General features: G+C 68.7%; 17 protein-coding genes, 1 tRNA gene and 1 pseudogene. 10 read left to right on the top strand and 9 right to left on the bottom strand.

Annotated elements, in window-relative coordinates; all coding sequences use genetic code 11:
• Window positions 1–419 (bottom strand): annotated as a pseudogene (locus ACFWF2_RS12450) (site-specific integrase); the annotation flags it as partial.
• 102 nt (window positions 420–521) lie between these two features.
• Here ACFWF2_RS12450 and ACFWF2_RS12455 point away from each other — a divergent pair.
• Window positions 522–935 (top strand): hypothetical protein, encoded by a 414-nt coding sequence (locus tag ACFWF2_RS12455; RefSeq protein ID WP_379307417.1) that lies wholly within the window; start codon window positions 522–524, stop codon window positions 933–935.
• 100 nt (window positions 936–1,035) lie between these two features.
• On the opposite strand, the gene ACFWF2_RS12460 is transcribed toward ACFWF2_RS12455, so the two are convergent.
• The 4 genes from ACFWF2_RS12460 to ACFWF2_RS12475 all read right to left on the bottom strand — a co-directional run bounded on the left by ACFWF2_RS12460 (window position 1,036) and on the right by ACFWF2_RS12475 (window position 4,182).
• Window positions 1,036–2,412: a serine hydrolase domain-containing protein gene (locus ACFWF2_RS12460; protein ID WP_379307419.1), complete on the bottom strand. Its 1,377-nt coding sequence runs from the start codon at window positions 2,410–2,412 to the stop codon at window positions 1,036–1,038.
• A gap of 33 nt (window positions 2,413–2,445) precedes the next feature.
• On the bottom strand, window positions 2,446–2,754 hold the full coding sequence (locus ACFWF2_RS12465; protein WP_379307420.1) for a hypothetical protein: 309 nt from the start codon (window positions 2,752–2,754) through the stop codon (window positions 2,446–2,448).
• 162 nt (window positions 2,755–2,916) lie between these two features.
• A complete protein-coding gene (locus ACFWF2_RS12470) occupies window positions 2,917–3,642 on the bottom strand; it encodes a maleylpyruvate isomerase family mycothiol-dependent enzyme (RefSeq protein WP_379307422.1) in 726 nt (241 codons plus the stop codon).
• A gap of 144 nt (window positions 3,643–3,786) precedes the next feature.
• Complete coding sequence (locus ACFWF2_RS12475; RefSeq protein ID WP_379307424.1) at window positions 3,787–4,182, bottom strand: Rid family hydrolase; 396 nt, start codon at window positions 4,180–4,182, stop codon at window positions 3,787–3,789.
• Window positions 4,183–4,267: 85 nt separating this feature from the next.
• Here ACFWF2_RS12475 and ACFWF2_RS12480 point away from each other — a divergent pair, with 85 nt between their 5' ends.
• A complete protein-coding gene (locus ACFWF2_RS12480; RefSeq protein WP_379307426.1) occupies window positions 4,268–5,848 on the top strand; it encodes an esterase-like activity of phytase family protein in 1,581 nt (526 codons plus the stop codon).
• Here ACFWF2_RS12480 and ACFWF2_RS12485 read toward each other — a convergent pair.
• Window positions 5,841–6,524 (bottom strand): DUF998 domain-containing protein, encoded by a 684-nt coding sequence (locus ACFWF2_RS12485; RefSeq protein WP_379307428.1) that lies wholly within the window; start codon window positions 6,522–6,524, stop codon window positions 5,841–5,843. The two genes, ACFWF2_RS12480 and ACFWF2_RS12485, sit on opposite strands and share 8 nt — an antisense overlap.
• Window positions 6,525–6,666: 142 nt before the next feature.
• Between ACFWF2_RS12485 and ACFWF2_RS12490 the strand changes: the two genes are divergently transcribed.
• Window positions 6,667–6,795 carry a hypothetical protein gene (locus tag ACFWF2_RS12490; RefSeq protein WP_378847460.1) on the top strand — a complete coding sequence of 43 codons (129 nt, stop codon included), beginning with the start codon at window positions 6,667–6,669 and terminating at the stop codon, window positions 6,793–6,795.
• Window positions 6,796–6,801: 6 nt separating this feature from the next.
• On the opposite strand, the gene ACFWF2_RS12495 is transcribed toward ACFWF2_RS12490, so the two are convergent.
• Together ACFWF2_RS12495 and ACFWF2_RS12500 are read right to left on the bottom strand one after the other, a co-directional pair.
• Window positions 6,802–7,284: a very short patch repair endonuclease gene (locus tag ACFWF2_RS12495; protein WP_379307431.1), complete on the bottom strand. Its 483-nt coding sequence runs from the start codon at window positions 7,282–7,284 to the stop codon at window positions 6,802–6,804.
• On the bottom strand, window positions 7,281–8,414 hold the full coding sequence (locus ACFWF2_RS12500) for a DNA cytosine methyltransferase (protein WP_379307527.1): 1,134 nt from the start codon (window positions 8,412–8,414) through the stop codon (window positions 7,281–7,283). The genes ACFWF2_RS12495 and ACFWF2_RS12500 overlap by 4 nt, the downstream gene beginning before the upstream one ends.
• 196 nt (window positions 8,415–8,610) lie before the next feature.
• Between ACFWF2_RS12500 and ACFWF2_RS12505 the strand changes: the two genes are divergently transcribed.
• From ACFWF2_RS12505 to ACFWF2_RS12515, 3 genes are read left to right on the top strand one after another with little or no spacing between them, the layout of a single operon-like run.
• Window positions 8,611–10,437 carry an ABC transporter ATP-binding protein gene (locus ACFWF2_RS12505; RefSeq protein WP_379307433.1) on the top strand — a complete coding sequence of 609 codons (1,827 nt, stop codon included), beginning with the start codon at window positions 8,611–8,613 and terminating at the stop codon, window positions 10,435–10,437.
• Window positions 10,437–12,293, top strand: a complete 1,857-nt coding sequence (locus ACFWF2_RS12510) for an ABC transporter ATP-binding protein (RefSeq protein WP_379307435.1) — start codon at window positions 10,437–10,439, stop codon at window positions 12,291–12,293. The genes ACFWF2_RS12505 and ACFWF2_RS12510 overlap by 1 nt, the downstream gene beginning before the upstream one ends.
• Window positions 12,294–12,342: 49 nt before the next feature.
• The gene (locus ACFWF2_RS12515) at window positions 12,343–12,960 is read left to right on the top strand and encodes a putative glycolipid-binding domain-containing protein (RefSeq protein WP_379307437.1); all 618 of its coding nucleotides are present in this window, start codon (window positions 12,343–12,345) and stop codon (window positions 12,958–12,960) included.
• A 13-nt stretch (window positions 12,961–12,973) separates the two neighbouring features.
• Here ACFWF2_RS12515 and ACFWF2_RS12520 read toward each other — a convergent pair whose 3' ends face one another.
• Window positions 12,974–13,921 (bottom strand): prephenate dehydrogenase, encoded by a 948-nt coding sequence (locus ACFWF2_RS12520; protein ID WP_379307439.1) that lies wholly within the window; start codon window positions 13,919–13,921, stop codon window positions 12,974–12,976.
• A 58-nt stretch (window positions 13,922–13,979) separates the two neighbouring features.
• On the opposite strand from ACFWF2_RS12520, the gene ACFWF2_RS12525 reads away from it, so the two are divergent.
• From ACFWF2_RS12525 to ACFWF2_RS12540, 4 genes are all read left to right on the top strand, one after another.
• Window positions 13,980–14,519, top strand: a complete 540-nt coding sequence (locus tag ACFWF2_RS12525; protein WP_378854241.1) for a tRNA adenosine deaminase-associated protein — start codon at window positions 13,980–13,982, stop codon at window positions 14,517–14,519.
• Window positions 14,520–14,551: 32 nt separating this feature from the next.
• Window positions 14,552–14,986: a nucleoside deaminase gene (locus tag ACFWF2_RS12530; RefSeq protein WP_379307529.1), complete on the top strand. Its 435-nt coding sequence runs from the start codon at window positions 14,552–14,554 to the stop codon at window positions 14,984–14,986.
• Window positions 14,987–15,032: 46 nt separating this feature from the next.
• Window positions 15,033–15,123, top strand: a tRNA-Ser gene (locus ACFWF2_RS12535).
• Between the two features lie 152 nt (window positions 15,124–15,275).
• A complete protein-coding gene (locus ACFWF2_RS12540; RefSeq protein ID WP_019044478.1) occupies window positions 15,276–15,467 on the top strand; it encodes a hypothetical protein in 192 nt (63 codons plus the stop codon).
• Window position 15,468 lies beyond the last annotated feature (1 nt).

Below are 15,468 nucleotides of genomic sequence, written 5' to 3' on the forward strand. Positions count from 1 at the left end.
GTCGCCAGCTGAGCATGGGACAGCTGGGCCTCAGCCTGCGTCGCGCCGAGGTCGTTGCGGACCACCGTCGTCACCCTCCGGCGGAAGCTGTACGGAGTCACCCACGCGAGTTCTTCGGGCAGTGCCGCACGCAATGACCGACGCAGATTTCCGAGGCTCATCCACCCGCCGTCGCGATTGCCGAACACCGGACCGTCCGGGTCCGACGCCGCACCGAACAACGTCGTGAGCGCTTCCACCGCCAGCTTGGGCAACACGACGGCGTGATCCGGGGCATCGCCCTTGCGCTCATCCTGGCGATGCAGCGACACACCGTAGGCGCGGCCGTGGTCGACAACAGTCCCGGAGACGGTGAACGTCGGCGGATCGGCCAGCAGATCGACATCCGACCAGCGCAACGACAGCACCTCGTTCGGCCCGGCATACTTCCCGATCACTATGTCGCTCATCAGGTTCGAGCGAGTTCGGATGCTAGCCTCCACGAGCTTGATAGAGAGGCGGAGCTGGTGTTGCGTTGGGCTTTGGGGTTCGTCGAGATCAGAGTTTGGGCGTTGATACTTGCGATCGTTGCAGCGTTTCTACTGTTCAACAACGTCCCGAAGATTCAGCATCCACCCAGCCCGTCCATGATCAAGTGCAACGGCCAGCGCCTGGCCGAGCGTGGTACTTGTTTGACCAGCGGGGAAGGTGTACTGAGCTACGACCAGTTGGTCCAGCGAGAACAGAACTCCGCGCGCGACCGAGCGGTCATCTGGACAATTTTTGGAACCGGAGCCGCTGCGGTCGCCGTGATCTTTCTGGTGCCGATCCGATCGCGCAAGGCTCCTGCCGACCGCAGAGGGAGCTCTGCTCGGGCGCGGCGCGCACCCCGGCCGCTAGAGACTTTCCCTGTCGCTGAAATTTCGACGCCTTTGCCCGGACTCGATGATCAGTGAACGCCCTTCACGCTGAATAAAGACCTCCGCCTCCTATCGGTGCAAACCGGTAGGAGGCGGATTTCGTTTGCGGCGACCTGTTCCGCCGCGTCGGCCGCGATCAGGGGATGCGGGAGAAGAGGCGGCCCGCGAGGTCTACGCCGGTGATCGTGCCGGTGGTGTCGCGGCTGAAGTAGCCGCGCTGGCCGGTGAGGCCGCCTTCGGTGACGAAGTATTCATCGTCGGGGCGCAGGCCGAGGTCGGCGAAGGGTAGGTCGTCGGGGAGTTCGGTGTCGGAGGCCGCGCGGATTTCGGGCTTGATCTTGGCGTCGATGGACACGGCGGTGCCGGAGTCGGCGATCGTGAGCCGCATCATGTCGTTTTCGTAGACGCCTGCGATCTCGGCGGCGCGGGTGGCGTCGTAGGGGAGGGGCTCCGGGTCGCGCTCGACGAGGCCGAGGTAGTGCTCGAGTGCCCAGCGCAGGACGGCCTGGTTGAAGGCCAACCCGGCGTCGGGGCCCGCGTTCGACAGGGCGACGACGGCGAAACGGCGATCGGGCACTGTCAGTAGTTCGGCGAACTGGCCATAGCCCGAACCGCCGTGACCGACCGTGCGCACACCGTCGACGTCGCGCAGGAACCAGCAGATGCCGAAACCGTCGCCGAGGGAACTGGCACGCAGTGGCGCCGTTTGCTCCCGCATGCTGTGCAGCAGGGCGGTGGGCAGCAGGGATTCGCCGTCGGCGGTGTGGCCGTCGCCGAGATGGAAACGGGCCCAGCGCAACTGGTCGGCCACCGAGGAGGCCACCCCCGCGCCCGGATTGTTGGCGCGGTTGTCGCCCCACTGCCGCAGTACCGACAGCTCGCCGTTGTCGTCGGCCGTATGGCCGACGGCGAACCGGTGGGGCAGCACCTCGGCGGCGGTGAAGAAGCTGTGCCGCAGGCCGATCGGGTCGAACAGCAGGGTGCGGATCGCTTGTTCGAAGGTGAGCCCGGTGACCTTCTCGATCACCCGGCCCGCCAGGCTGTAGCCGGACTGGCTGTAGGACGCGCGAGCGCCCAGCGGCGCGATCACGGGCAGCTCGGGCAGGCGGTCGACGAAGCGGGCCAGCGCGTCGTCACCGTCACCGGTCTCGGCATCCAGTTTCCAGTCCAGGCCCGCGGTGTGGTTGAGCAGGTGGCCGACGGTGACCTCGGCGGCGAGCTGCTCGTCGGCGAGGGTGAGCTCCGGCAGGTACCGCCGTACCGGGGCGTCGAGCGCGACGCGGCCGTCGGCGACCAGGCGCAGCAGCGCGGTCGCCGTGTAGCTCTTGGACACCGAGCCCAGCTGGAAGACGGTGTTCTCGTCGACCGGCAGCGGATTGTCGATGCTGGTCACCCCGTGGCAGGCGGTGAACTCGGCGCCGTCGATGGTGATGCCCACCGCGGCGCCCGGGATGCCGTACTCGGCGGCCGTCGCGGTGACGAAGGCGGCCAGGTCCTTGTCCGAAGTGCTCATGATCGCGTGTCTCTCTCGTCGAATCGGGTCGGGTCAGCGGGTCAGCGCGGCGGCAGCGCTCGCCAGCTCGCCGTGGTAGCCGTCCAGTCGAGCCACGGTGTCGGCCATGGCCTTTCGGGCATGCCGATCGGCCGCCGCGCTGCCCCAGTCGCGCTCGGATCCGGCCACCGTGTCGCGGATCTCGGCGACCCGCTCGGCCGCGGCCGCCAGTGCGGGGGCGACCTTCGCGGTCCGGCGGGCGACGACGGCGGGGTCCTCGTCGGCGGCGGCGCCGAGTCCGGCGCGTACCGCGCGGACGGGCAGGACGACGGTGCGGTGCAGGTCGAGGGAGGTGGCGTTCATGGTGATCTCTCTTTCGTTCCGTACGCTGTTCGCGCTGTACGAACACTGTACGCACAACCGAACAGTGTGCGCAAGAGGGAACATTGTTCCGACTTGAGATCCCGCAAGCGCGGCCTGTCCGAAAGAGACGGGCCGAGAGGGTGATTCAGGTACTGACCTGCGCTACTTCCAGGCGGGCAGTGGTGGCAGCGGGCCGGTGAGGTCGGCGCCGGTGGACCGTCCGAGGAGCCAGGCGAGCAAGGCGGAGGATGGGCCGAGGACCGTGTGGTGCGGGCGGCCGGGACCGACGGTGGCGATGAAGTCGGTGTCGGTGGCCTGGATGTCGAAGGTCGGGGTGGCGTCCGGGATCATCTTCGACGAGAGGTCGGCGATGGCTTCCGGGAGCAGGCGGGCGACGAAGGCGGTGGGCCAGTCGGCGGGGGTGTAGCCGACGCCGAGGTCGACGTGGTGGATCTCGGTCTCGCGCAGGCGCATCCACGGGATCTGGTCGGCGGTGAGCGAACCGCCCTGCCGGTTGCGGACCACCGCCTGCCAGTCCGCGGTGGGCATCGTGATGGCCACGGCCTGCCAGCGGTGGGCCGAAGCGGTGAAGTCGGCGTGCTGGACGTCGAGATGCCGCGGCGCGCCCGCCTCGATGTCGGCGTCGCGGATGGCGGCGCCGGCGTACTGGGGAATCTCGATGCCGGTGCGCGCCCACAGCAGCAGGTTCAGCAGGCTGTCGGCGTTGCGCGACATGTGCGCGACGACGTGCCCGCGAGTCCAGCCTGGCAGCAGGGACGGCTCGCTCAGCTCGGCGTCGGTGAGCGCGCCGATCGCCGCGTCGAAACGGGCGGTGGACGCGGCGACCTGGGCGAGCAGGTCGGTGGGAGTAGTCGTTGCGCTGGTCACAGGTCCGAGCGTAGTTGCCCGGCCCGGTCGGCACCGGCGTTCACGACGGTGTCTGCGCAGGTCTGTGGATAACCGTGAACCTGTGGATAACTGGGGAATTTTCGCGTCTGACGCCGGGGTCGGGGACCGGCCGCGTGTGACGATTCAGCCGGCGACGATCGCGTCGGCCTCGATCTCGATCAGCAGTTCGGGAGCGATCAGCGCGGTCACCTCGTACATGGCGGCAGCGGGGCGGATCGCGCCGAACACCGCGGCATGCGCGGCGGCGACCTCGGGCCAGCGGGAGATATCGGTGACGAACATGCGGGTGCGCACCACATCCCGCAGGCTCGCGCCCGCTTGCTCGAGCGCGGTGGCGATCCGGGCGAGCACCTCGGTGGCCTGCGCGCCGATGTCGTCGCCGCCGACCGCGCCACCGCCGGGGACGGCAGCCGTCGTCCCACTGACCATGACGTGATCACCGACCCGCACCGCCCGCGAATACCCGACGACATCTTCGAAATCGGAGGCAGAGGAAATGTTCACCCGAGTTGTGGTCATGGCAGCCAGAATGGTGCACCGACTGGTGGATGACAATTCATTTGCCGGTCGGCTGCTGGTCGGTTCGGCGCGCTACTCATGGCAGATGAACGCACGTCCAGGTTTCCGTCTCCTCCCGCTCACCGCGGCGCTGTGCGCTGCCGCTGTCGCCGCGGGCTGCTCGACGCCCGGCTCCGACGCCGACTTCACCGTGAGCAAGGACCAGCCACTGGTCATCTCCCTCGACGACCTGGTCGCCAAGGCGGGCAACAGCGCGGTTCTCGGAGTGAGCCTGGAGCCCGAGCACGGCAATCTGACCCGGCGCACGGACGGCTCCTACGTCTACACGCCGATCGCCGGCTACACCGGTCTCGACCAGTTCAAGGTCACCACCACCGACGCGGTTCGGCTGTACACCACCGACATTCCGGTGCTCGGCGAGTACGGCGGAACGACGGTGCAGGGTAGCGGCTTCGGTTCGGCATGGACCGCGGTGCCGGGCAGCACGGACGAGTTCTACGGCCTCACCGACCGCGGCCCCAATGTGGACGGCCCCGCGAAGAACGAAAAGCTCTCGCCCACACCGAGCTTCGTGCCCAAGATCGGCCGGTTCAAGCTGGTCGACAACAAGGCGGTGTTGCGGTCGAGCATCGAGCTGCGCACCAAGTCGGGCGTGCCGTTCAACGGCCAGGTCGACACCGCGGCCAGTACAGGGGAGACGATCAGGGACCTGCAGGGCACCGTGCTGCCGCCCACCGATCACGGCCTCGACCCCGAGGGTCTCGTCGCCCTGCCCGACGGCACCTTCTGGGTGTCCGACGAATACGGCCCGTTCCTGGTGCATTTCGACGCCAACGGCACCGAGATCGAGCGCCTCTCACCCGGTAACGGCCTGCCGAAGGAGATCGGGCTGCGCACCCCGAACCAGGGCATGGAAGGCCTGACCGTCACGCCCGACGGCAGCACGCTGGTCGGCGTGGTGCAGAGCGCGCTCAACACCCCCGGCTTGACCGGCTCGGCGAAGGAGGTGCCGTTCGCGCGCATCGTCACCGTCGATCTGAAGACCAAGGCGCAGAAGGAATTCCTGTATCCGCTGGAGAACCCGAAACAGAACAAGGTCGCCGTCTCGGAGATCACCGCGCTCAGCGCGACCACCTTCCTTGTCGACGAGCGCGACGGCAATCTCGCGCCCAAGTCGGACAAGAAGATCTGGACCATCGACATCGCAGGCGCGACCGATGTCGGCCCGCAGTCGGCCGTCCCCGGCGCGTCCTATGACGCCGAGAAGGGTGGTTTGCAGATCGACGGCAAGCCGCTGGAAACCTTCGTCGGTGTCACCCCGACCGCGGACGCGGTCGCCGCGCTGACCAAGGCGGGAATCACCCCGGTCGCCAAGAAGAGCAACCTCGACCTGTCCGCGCTGGTCGTCGCTCTCGACGAGAAGGGCCGGTTCTTCGGCCACGACAAGATCGAAGGCATCGCCACCACCGACGGTGGCAAGACCATCTACATCGCCAACGACAGCGATTTCGGCCTGGCCGCCGGCCAGGGCGAGCAGCCGCCGTTCGGCCTGAAGCCCAAGACGCTGCCCAACGGCGTCCAGGACAGTGGCGAGGTACTGGCGGTCGACACCACCAAGCTGCCCGCGAAGCTCGACGGCTACACGGTGCGGATCACCGTCAAGTAGTCCACTCCCCGGCCTCGACGAGCACCGCGGCGGCCAGCGCGAGCAACCACAGCGACATCGAGCCGACCTGGATGCGTTGGGCGATGCCGAGGGCGTACGAGCCGGACAGGTTGTCGGCGACCAGCATCCAGATGGTCGCCGCCGACCCGACGACGAGCACGACCACACCGAACTCGCGCAGGATCCACCAGCGGTGATAGCGATAGGCGGCGGCGCTGAACGCGAACGCCGCCACCGCGATCGAGGTGACGGCCAGCGTGCTGGTCAGCGCGTGCGGTTGATGCAGTTGCGGGAACAACCCGCCGCCGCACGCGCTGACCGCAGGGTCGCAGTCGCGCAGGGGAAGCATCGCGTCGGCGATGGTCGACGCGCCGAAACACGCCAGGGCCACCCAGCCGACGGTGGTCAACCGGCGACGGCGGAACACCAGCAGCCCGCCGATCGCGGCCGGGATCAGCAGCAGGCCGACCAGCTTGTCGGCGGTGGCGAACACCTCCCGGTAGGGCTTGCCCTCCGCGTCGAGTTCGCTGAGGAAGGAGTTCACCGGATCGGTGTGGATCGGCAGGACGAACTCCAGCACCCAGGACGAATAGCAGAGGCCGGCGACCGCGATCGCGATGGCGATCAGCAGGGGATAGCCACGGGGTATCCGGGTGGATGCGGGCACATCGACCATTGTGCTGCCCGACGGAGACCACCCGGCCTTTCGCACGGATCGGGCGCGCCGCACGGTGCGCACGTGGTTTCATCTCAGCGCGCACAGGTTGTTGTCAGGTTCGCAGGGCAGGGTGGTGGCGTCACCAATCGGGAGGTCTTCGATGAGCTACGTGATCGCACTGGCCGGTTTCGCCATGTTCCTGGCGATGGCGGTCTCCGGCTACACCGCGGCCAACGCGCCACGGTCGCTGGTGCGCGTCCGAGTGCGGAGCAACCCGGGTCGTCGCTGACGCACGTCAGCCGGTCGGACCCTGGTCCCGACCGGGTGCGCGCTCGCGCACCAGCGCACGGATATGTTCGGCCGCCACCTGGGGATCCTCGTGTTCCCACACCCGCACGACCTGCCAGCCCGCCTCGATGAGCGCGGCATCGGTGGCCCGGTCCCGTGCGACATTGCCTGCCAGTTTCTCCGCCCACCACTGGGCATTGTTCTTCGGATCGGTCGCGTGTTCCGGGCACCGATGCCAGAAGCAGCCGTCCACATAGACGGCGATGTGCAGCCGGGGGAAGACCACGTCGGCGCGCCGCCGCAGGCCTTTGATGGGCGCGCGGTCGACGAAATAGCGCAGGCCCGCGCGATGGAGTTCGCGGCGTAATGCCAGCTCAGGGTTGGTATTGGCGCGCTTCTGGCGAGACATGCGCGCACTGGTCGCCGCATCGGTGACGGGTTTGGAAACCGACGGCGACCGATCCCCGTCCGAAACCCGCCGCGCGTTCATGCCGCCCAACCGCCCATGCGGTCGAGATGGTCGCGCACGTCGTCGAGGAAGCCGGGCGGGAAACGCAGATTGCCCATCTCGGTGCGGCGCAGGAACCCCGCGGTGGCGCGCGGCGAGAGCAGACGCGGCTCGGTGAGGAAGTTCTTCAGATCCTCGTACGGCTCGTGCACCGGCCAGGTCGACAACGGCACCCGATGCACCACACCGGCGCGTCCCCAGGCCGCGGTCGGCCAGGGTGATCCTGGTCGCAGCGGTTCCCCCACCGTCAACGGCGTGGACGGCGCGGCCAACCGCTCGCCGACCCAGTTCGCCATCCGCACGCTGACCGCATTGCCGACCAGCTTCCACCGGTGCCCCTGCCGGACACCGGGCACATCGAGCGCGGGTGCGGTCCACTCGGCCTCGAAGCCCTGCAGACGCTCACCGTCGACGATGCCCGGCGTGACGATCTCGCCGGCGGGCAGCCGGACCGCGGGCGGACTGGCGATGCCGAGACCCGATCCGCCCTTCAGCGTCGGCACCGCGTTCACCGCCCAGCCGAGACCACGCACACCCTCGGTCCAATAGAAGCCGCACGGATCGCGGTCCGCGTCGCCGTACTCGCGCGGGCCCGCGTCGTCGCCGAAGAGCACCTCGCGCGGATCCTCGGTGCGCGAGGCCAGCATCAGCACCCGCTGCCGCCGCTGCGGTAACCCGAACGCCCGGCCGTCGACTACGCGATAGGCCCACGTATAACCGAGTTCCTCCAGCGCGCCCGTGATGTGCCGCATGGCCGCGCCGCGACCGAGCTGCAGCATGAACGGGACGTTCTCGATCAGCAACCATCGCGGCCCACGCCGGCGGCGGACCAGCCGGAACACCTCGTCGACCAGGCCGGAACGACGTCCGGTGATGCCGGCGGTCCGCCCGGCCTGGGAGAGGTCCTGGCAGGGGAAACCGGCGGCGACCAGCTCGGTGCCCGCGGGCAGGGAACGCAGACGGGTGATGTCGCCGTGCAGCGGAGTCTCCGGGAAGTGGGCCGCGAGGACACCCTGCGCACCGGGGTCGATCTCGCACAGCAACTCGGTCGACCAGCCGTTCCTGCCGAGGCCGAGTTCGAGCCCGCCGATCCCGGCGAACAGCCCGACCATCCGCGTCAACGACCCTCCTGTACTGGTTGGAGCGCCCCGCTGCTCGCGCCTGCCGCGCATTGTATCGAGGAAAATCAGTGGCTCCCGGTGGTGGTCCGGTGGGACTCTTGACGGGCCGACTTGTCGGACCCCGGTGCGAACATCATCGGGCGTCCGTTCCGGAAACAAACCATCCACCGGACATCAAGGGGGAGTCTTGTCTGTCACTTTGGAGCTGTCGGCCACCGAATCGGAGGCCGACAGATCGGGGCGGCCTTCGCCGTTGCCGAGCGGGAGATTGCGATCGCTGCGGCGGTTTCTGCCCTACGTCCGGCCCTACCGGGTGCCGCTGATCGCGGCGAATGTGCTCGCCGTCCTCATGGTCTGTACCGCCATCGCGATCCCGCTGGTCATCGCCCGGGTGATCGACGGGCCGATCGCGCGGCGGGACTTCGCGGGTCTGCTGGCGCCGGTAGCGCTGATCTTCTTTCTCGGCGCGCTGGACTCCTTCGGCATGTGGGGTCGGCGATGGCTGGTGTCCAAGCCGTCGACACTGTTCGAAATCCGGATGCGGGCCAAGCTTTTCGGCCGGCTCCAGGCGCTCTCGATCGGTCGGCACGACGGTTGGCAGTCGGGTCAGCTGCTCTCGCGCGCGATCGACGATCTGGCCGAGCTGCGGCGGTTCGTCGCGTTCACCGGACCGTTCCTGATCGTCCACTGCATCGTTCTGCCCACCGGCCTGATCGCCCTGTTCGCCATGAACTGGCAAGTGGGACTGATCTTCACGGTGCTCTCGCTGCCGCTGATGCTGATGTGCGTGCGCTTCGTGAACCGGTTCGAGGTGGCCTCGCGGCGTTCGCAGGATCAGTCCGGCGACCTGGCGACCATCGCCCAGGAGTCGGCGCAGGGCGTGCGTGTGCTCAAGGCGCTCGGACGCGGCGGTTTCTTCGGCTCGCGCTTCACCGCGCTGTCGCGCGAACTGCAGAAGACCGAGCTGGAGAAGGTGCGCCTTGACGCCACGCTGTGGGCTGCGCTGGTGACTCTGCCGACGGTCTCGATCGCGGTGTCGCTCGGCGTCGGCGGCTACTCGGTGGTGCAGGGGTCGATGACGATCGGCACGCTGGTCGCGAGCATCACGCTGGCGACATTCCTGCAGTGGCCGATCATCTGGACGGGCTTCCTGCTCTCGGAACTGTTCGAGGCGCGCACCGCCGCCGACCGGTTCTGGGAGATCATGGACACCCCGCTCGACATCACCGACCCGCCGCATCCGGTGATCCTGCCCGCGAGTGTGCGCGGTGAACTGGTGATCGACCATGTTCGGTTCGCTTACCCGACCGGCGAGGAGCGGTCGGAAAAGGCGGTGCTGGAAGACATCTCGCTGCGGATCCGGCCGGGCGAGACGGTCGCGCTGGTCGGTGCGACCGGCAGCGGCAAGACCGCGCTGCTGGAACTGATTCCCCGGCTCTACGACGTGGACGACGGCAGCATCACCATCGACGGCATCGACATCGCCACCCTGCGCCTGGCCGACCTGCGCCGGGTGGTGACGGTGGCGTTCGAGGAGCCGGTGCTGTTCTCGGCCAGCGTGCGCGAGAACGTGGCACTGGGCGATCCACGCGCCACCGATGCCGATGTGCGCCAGGCGCTCGACATCGCCCAGGCGAGCGAGTTCGTCGACGCGCTGCCCTGGGGTCTCGACACCAGGATCGGCGAGCAGGGCATGAGCCTGTCCGGTGGGCAGCGTCAGCGGCTCGCCCTGGCCAGGGCGGTGCTCACCGGCGAGGCCGCCGAGCACGGCCGGATCATGGTCCTCGACGATCCGCTCTCGGCGCTGGACGTGGAAACCGAAGAGCGCGTGCAGGATCGGCTGCGCACGGTGCTCTCCGGCGCCACCACGTTGTTGGTCGCGCACCGGCCGTCGACGGCGGCGCTGGCCGATCGCGTGGCGTTGCTCGCCGACGGGCGCATCGTCGCCGAGGGCACCCACGAGAAATTGCTGCGCACCAACAGCCGCTACCGCGAACTGATGGGAGGTGAATGATGACCACCGACACCGACATCGACGCCACCGCGCCCGATCAGACCGATCGGGCGTCGGACTGGCGCGGCATCGCCAAGGAGGACGACACCGTCACCGGCACCGGAAACCTGTTGCTGGCCGGGAGATCCCGGCGGCTGCTGCTCGACCTGGTGCGGCCCTACCGCAAGCAGGCGGTGCTCACCTTCGCGCTGATCCTGCTCGACAACGCGGCCAAGGTGTCGATGCCGCTGTTCATCGCCTACGGCGTCGACCACGGCATCAGCCAAGGGCGGCAGGGCAATTGGACGCCGCTGGTGGCGGCCGTCGCCGGGTTCCTCGCCGTCACCGTGCTGGCGGGCCTGACCACGTACTTCTTCCTGCGTGCGTCCGGTTCGCTGAGTCAGCGGGTGCTGTTCGACCTGCGGGTGCGCGCGTTCCGGCACACGCAGCGGCTGAGCGTTTCGTTCCACGAGAAGTACACCTCGGGCAAGGTCGTCACCCGGCTCACCAGCGATATCGAAACCCTGCAGGAACTGCTCGAAGGCGCGCTCAACCAGGCCTTCAGCGCGATTCTGTCGGTCGTCACCATCGCGGTGCTGCTGGTCTGGCTGGATCCGGCGCTGGCCTCGATCGTGCTGCTCGGATTCGTGCCGCTGGTGCTGGTGACCCGATGGGCACAGCGGCGCCAGCGGGCGGGCTACCGGCGCACGCGCGGCGCGATCGCGCGCGTCGTCGTGCAGTTCGTCGAGTCGATGAGCGGCATGCGCGCGGTGCAGGCGTTCCGCCGGGAAGACCGCAACCAAGAGGTGCTCGGCGTCGAGGACAGCGAGTATCAGAAGGCGACCACTACCGCGATCCGCGGCATGGGCGACTATGTCGGCCTGTCGAACTTCATCGGCAAGGTGACCACGGTGATCGTGCTGCTGGTCGGCGCGTGGCAGGTGATGGAGGGCAACCTCGCGATCGGCGTGCTCGCCGCCTACCTGCTCTACCTCGACCAGTTCTACGGCCCACTCGACGAACTCGCGCAGGTGTTCAACTCCTACCAGTCCGCCGCGGCGGCGCTGGAGAAGATCTCGGGCATGCTCGAAGAAGAGCCCGCGGTCGCCGAACCCGGCGACCCGATCGCCGTCGAGCGGGCGACGGGCCTGGTGCGGATGGACGAGGTCTGGTTCGGCTACCACGCCGATTCCCCGGTGCTGCCCGAGTTCGACCTGGTCATCCCGGCCGGGCAGGTGGTGGCGCTGGTCGGCGCCACCGGCGCGGGCAAGTCGACGCTGGCCAAGCTGCTCACCCGGTTCTACGACCCGAGCGGCGGCACGATCACCCTCGACGGTGTCGACCTGCGCAGGCTGACCGACGCCGAGTTGCGCAGGCACGTCGTGATGGTCACCCAGGAGGCGTACCTGTTCTCCGGCACCATCGCCGACAACATCCGGCTCGGCAGGCCGGACGCGACCGATGCCGAGGTCGCGGCGGCGGCGCGGGCGGTCGGGCTCGACGCGTTCGTCATGTCGCTGCCCGACGGGTACGCGACCGATGTCCGCACTCGCGGCGGCAGGCTCTCGGCGGGCCAGCGTCAGCTGGTCGCGTTCGCCAGGGTGTTCCTGGCCGACCCCGCGGTGATCGTGCTCGACGAGGCGACGTCGAGTCTCGACATCCCCGGCGAGCGGCTGGTTCAGCACGCGCTGGAAACGCTGTTGCGCGAGCGCACCGCGGTGATCATCGCGCACCGGCTCTCGACTGTGGCCATTGCCGATCGGGTGCTGGTGCTCGACGCGGGCCGGATCGTGGAGGACGGTTCGCCCGCCGAGTTGATCGCCGGACAGGGCCGCTTCGCGGGTCTGCACGCTGCCTGGCGGGATTCGCTGGTCTGATGCCACCGTGTTGTACAGCCACGGGGCTGGTGTCGCTTACCGTAGAGAGGTGACGACCCCAGCCCCGGGCCAAGCCGACGGCCCCACCGAGATCAGACCGGCCTCCCGGTGGCCGGCGGTACTCACCTGGCGCGCCCACGACAACACCCGGATGGAATCGGTCCGGGTGACGCTCAACGGCAATCGGATCAGGGCAGCGGGCCGGATGATCGGCAGTGCCTGCGACGAGCACCCGGCGTTCAGCGCGTCCTACGACCTGGTCACCGACGAGGCGGGCGCGACCCGGCGGTTGTCGTTGCGCACCACCACGGCCGCGGGTGAACGGCACGCCTCGATCTCCCGCGACGAGGAGAACTACTGGCTCGTCGACGCGGGCGGCAGCCATGTGCGCTCCACGTTCGCGGGCGCGCTCGATGTGGACGTGGTGCTGAGCCCGTTCTTCAACACGCTGCCGATTCGCCGGTTCGGCCTGCAGAACGCGGTCGGCGACTTCCAGGTCCCGGTCGTCTACGTGCGCCTGCCGGATCTGCTGGTGCAGGAGGCCGAACTCACCTACTCGAGCGCCTCCGACGGCATCAACGTGCTGTCTCCGGTCTCGAGCGCCACCCTGACCGTCGATCCGGAAGGTTTCGTGCTCGACTACCCGGGACTCGCCGAACGGGCCTGACATCGAACGAGATTCACAATGCGCGGAGCACCCCACCGCGCTGACCGGCCCGGTGCAGTTCGCCGAGCCAGTCGCCAACACCGGGAACGATGCCGGTGATCTCCCAGCGCGTGTGCTCGTCGTAGGCGGTGCGACCGCGGTAACCCGCCTCGACAACATCGCCGAGGCTGCCGTCCGTCCGCAGGGTGTCCCGCGCGGTGATCAGCGCCGCGATCGTCTCGTCGAGCACCTGCCCGAGAGCGGCGGCGTTCGGTTCACAGATGGCGCGCACCAGATCGGGCGCCGTCCCCGCCACCCGCGTGCCGTCGCGGAAGGATCCCGCGGCCAGGCCGAGCGACAGCGCGCCACCGGCCGCGCCCGCCGCCGCCAGCGCTTCGGCCAGCACATGCGGCAGATGCGAGATCCGCGCGACCGCCTGATCGTGCTCGTCGGCGACCACCGGAACCACGACCGAACCGCAGTCCAGCGCCAGCCGCACCACCCGCGTCCACGGCTCGACCTGGGTGCCCTCGTCGACACCGACCGCCCACACCGCGCCGCGGAACAGCTCTGGATCGGTTGCCGCCCAGCCCGATTCGGCCGTCCCCGCCATCGGATGCCCGCCGACGTAGTTCGCCTCGACGCCGTGCTTGCGCACCGCGTCGGCGACCGGGCCCTTGATGCTCACCACATCGGTCAGCGGGCACCGCGGCGCGATGGCCGCGATCTCGGTGAGGATGTTGTCGACCGCGGGCATCGGTACCGCGAGCACCAGCAGCGCGTCGGTGCCCGCGGCCCGGCGCAGCACCGCGGACAGCTCGCCGGAGACGTCGAATCCGTCGCGTCGCGCCGCCTCCACACCCGAATCCGACCGGTTGTAACCGAACGCCTCGTACCCCGCCGCGACCGCGGCGCGCAGCAGCGAGCCGCCGATCAAGCCGGTTCCGAGGACGCAGACAGGGGCACGCTGGACGAGGGTCATCGGAACAGATTGGCACACGAGTTCATCATTACGGGCGGGACAGACTACCGTTTGGTCCATGGCAGCACAGCGCTCGGGCTCGAACAGGGCGACGTCGGATGACGACTTCGACGTCGAAGGGTTCGCCATGGCGGTGGTCCGCGAAGAAGGCACGTGGCGATGCAGTCCACTGAGCCAGGACGCTCTCGTGGATCTGTCGGCCGCCGAGACCGAATTGAAGGCATTGCGCAGCTCGGGCGCGGTATTCGGGCTGCTAGACGTCGATGACGAGTTCTTCATCGTGTTGCGGCCCGCGCCGAGCGGCACCCGCCTGCTCGTCTCGGACGCGACCGCCGCGATCGACTACGACATCGCCGCCGATGTCCTCGACGCGCTCAACGTCGAGATCCCCGACATCGACCCCGACGAACTCGACGACATCGAACCGTGGGAAGAGGGCGACCTCGGCGTCCTGGCCGACCTCGGCCTGCCGGAACCGGTGCTCGCCGTGATACTCGCCGAGACCGACCTCTACCCCGACGAGCAGCTCGGCATGATCGCCCAGCGGCTCGGCTTCGCCACCGAATTCGCGGCGGTCCTGGACAAACTGCCTCGGTGACGGTGTCCGACGAAGCTGTGTCCGACGAAGACATGGTGCGCGCCGCGATCGCGGCCGCCGCGGGCGCCGACCCGCGCGATGTGCCGGTCGGCGCCGTCGTCTTCGATGCCGACGGCCGTGAACTCGCGCGTGCGACGAACGCCAGGGAAGCCCTCGGCGATCCCACCGCGCACGCCGAGATCCTCGCGCTGCGCGCCGCCGCGGCCGTCCACGGTGACGGCTGGCGGCTCGAAGGCGCGACGCTGGCCGTCACCCTGGAGCCGTGCACCATGTGCGCGGGCGCGCTCGTGCTGGCCAGGGTCGGCAAGGTCGTCTTCGGTGCCTGGGAACCCAAGACCGGCGCCGTCGGCTCGCTCTGGGACGTCGTGCGCGATCGCAGGCTCAACCACCGGCCGCAGGTCCGCGGCGGCATCCTCGAACCCGAGTGCGCCGCCCTCCTCGACGATTTCTTCCGAACCCAGCGCTGACCAGCCGATTTAACGATCAGCCACCCCCTCCGGTATCGTAGTCGGCGGTGGCGTGTCCGAGCGGCCTAAGGAGCACGCCTCGAAAGCGTGTGACGGGTAACCCCCGTCCGAGGGTTCAAATCCCTCCGCCACCGCCACAGAGCCCCTCACCTGATATGCCAGGTGAGGGGCTCTTTTTTTAACCGGACGTAATACACTGGTAGTACCGAAATCCGGGAAGGAACGATGTCTTATGCGCGGGCGACAGCCGCCACCCGCGAAGTCCGGAATGGGGCTCGGGGGGAAGCTTATGGTTCTCGTCGTTCTCGGCTGGGTAGCCGTCGGGCTGCTCGCTGCGGGCCAGCGACATTACTTCGCGCACCTACCCAAGGAATGCTCCGACTGGGCCACGATCGCGGTCACCGCCGCCGCGGGTCCGGCCAACTATGTCGGCCTGAACCCACGGGTCAGCGAGTGCGAGGTGCCCCAACCGAGCCAGTAGC

It is taken from the genome of Nocardia sp. NPDC060259, from assembly GCF_042728775.1.
Taxonomy (GTDB): Bacteria; Actinomycetota; Actinomycetes; order Mycobacteriales; family Mycobacteriaceae; genus Nocardia.

Bases quoted from the DNA above. Each gene is read 5' to 3' on its own strand.
- ACFWF2_RS12460 (WP_379307419.1), bottom strand. From the start codon at position 2,412: ATGAGCACTTCGGACAAGGACCTGGCCGCCTTCGTCACCGCGACGGCC.
- ACFWF2_RS12465 (WP_379307420.1), bottom strand. From the start codon at position 2,754: ATGAACGCCACCTCCCTCGACCTGCACCGCACCGTCGTCCTGCCCGTC.
- ACFWF2_RS12475 (WP_379307424.1), bottom strand. From the start codon at position 4,182: ATGACCACAACTCGGGTGAACATTTCCTCTGCCTCCGATTTCGAAGAT.
- ACFWF2_RS12480 (WP_379307426.1), top strand. From the start codon at position 4,268: ATGAACGCACGTCCAGGTTTCCGTCTCCTCCCGCTCACCGCGGCGCTG.
- ACFWF2_RS12485 (WP_379307428.1), bottom strand. From the start codon at position 6,524: ATGGTCGATGTGCCCGCATCCACCCGGATACCCCGTGGCTATCCCCTG.
- ACFWF2_RS12490 (WP_378847460.1), top strand. From the start codon at position 6,667: ATGAGCTACGTGATCGCACTGGCCGGTTTCGCCATGTTCCTGGCGATG.
- ACFWF2_RS12495 (WP_379307431.1), bottom strand. From the start codon at position 7,284: ATGAACGCGCGGCGGGTTTCGGACGGGGATCGGTCGCCGTCGGTTTCC.
- ACFWF2_RS12500 (WP_379307527.1), bottom strand. From the start codon at position 8,414: ATGGTCGGGCTGTTCGCCGGGATCGGCGGGCTCGAACTCGGCCTCGGC.
- ACFWF2_RS12510 (WP_379307435.1), top strand. From the start codon at position 10,437: ATGACCACCGACACCGACATCGACGCCACCGCGCCCGATCAGACCGAT.
- ACFWF2_RS12520 (WP_379307439.1), bottom strand. From the start codon at position 13,921: ATGACCCTCGTCCAGCGTGCCCCTGTCTGCGTCCTCGGAACCGGCTTG.
- ACFWF2_RS12525 (WP_378854241.1), top strand. From the start codon at position 13,980: ATGGCAGCACAGCGCTCGGGCTCGAACAGGGCGACGTCGGATGACGAC.
- ACFWF2_RS12530 (WP_379307529.1), top strand. From the start codon at position 14,552: ATGGTGCGCGCCGCGATCGCGGCCGCCGCGGGCGCCGACCCGCGCGAT.
- ACFWF2_RS12540 (WP_019044478.1), top strand. From the start codon at position 15,276: ATGGTTCTCGTCGTTCTCGGCTGGGTAGCCGTCGGGCTGCTCGCTGCG.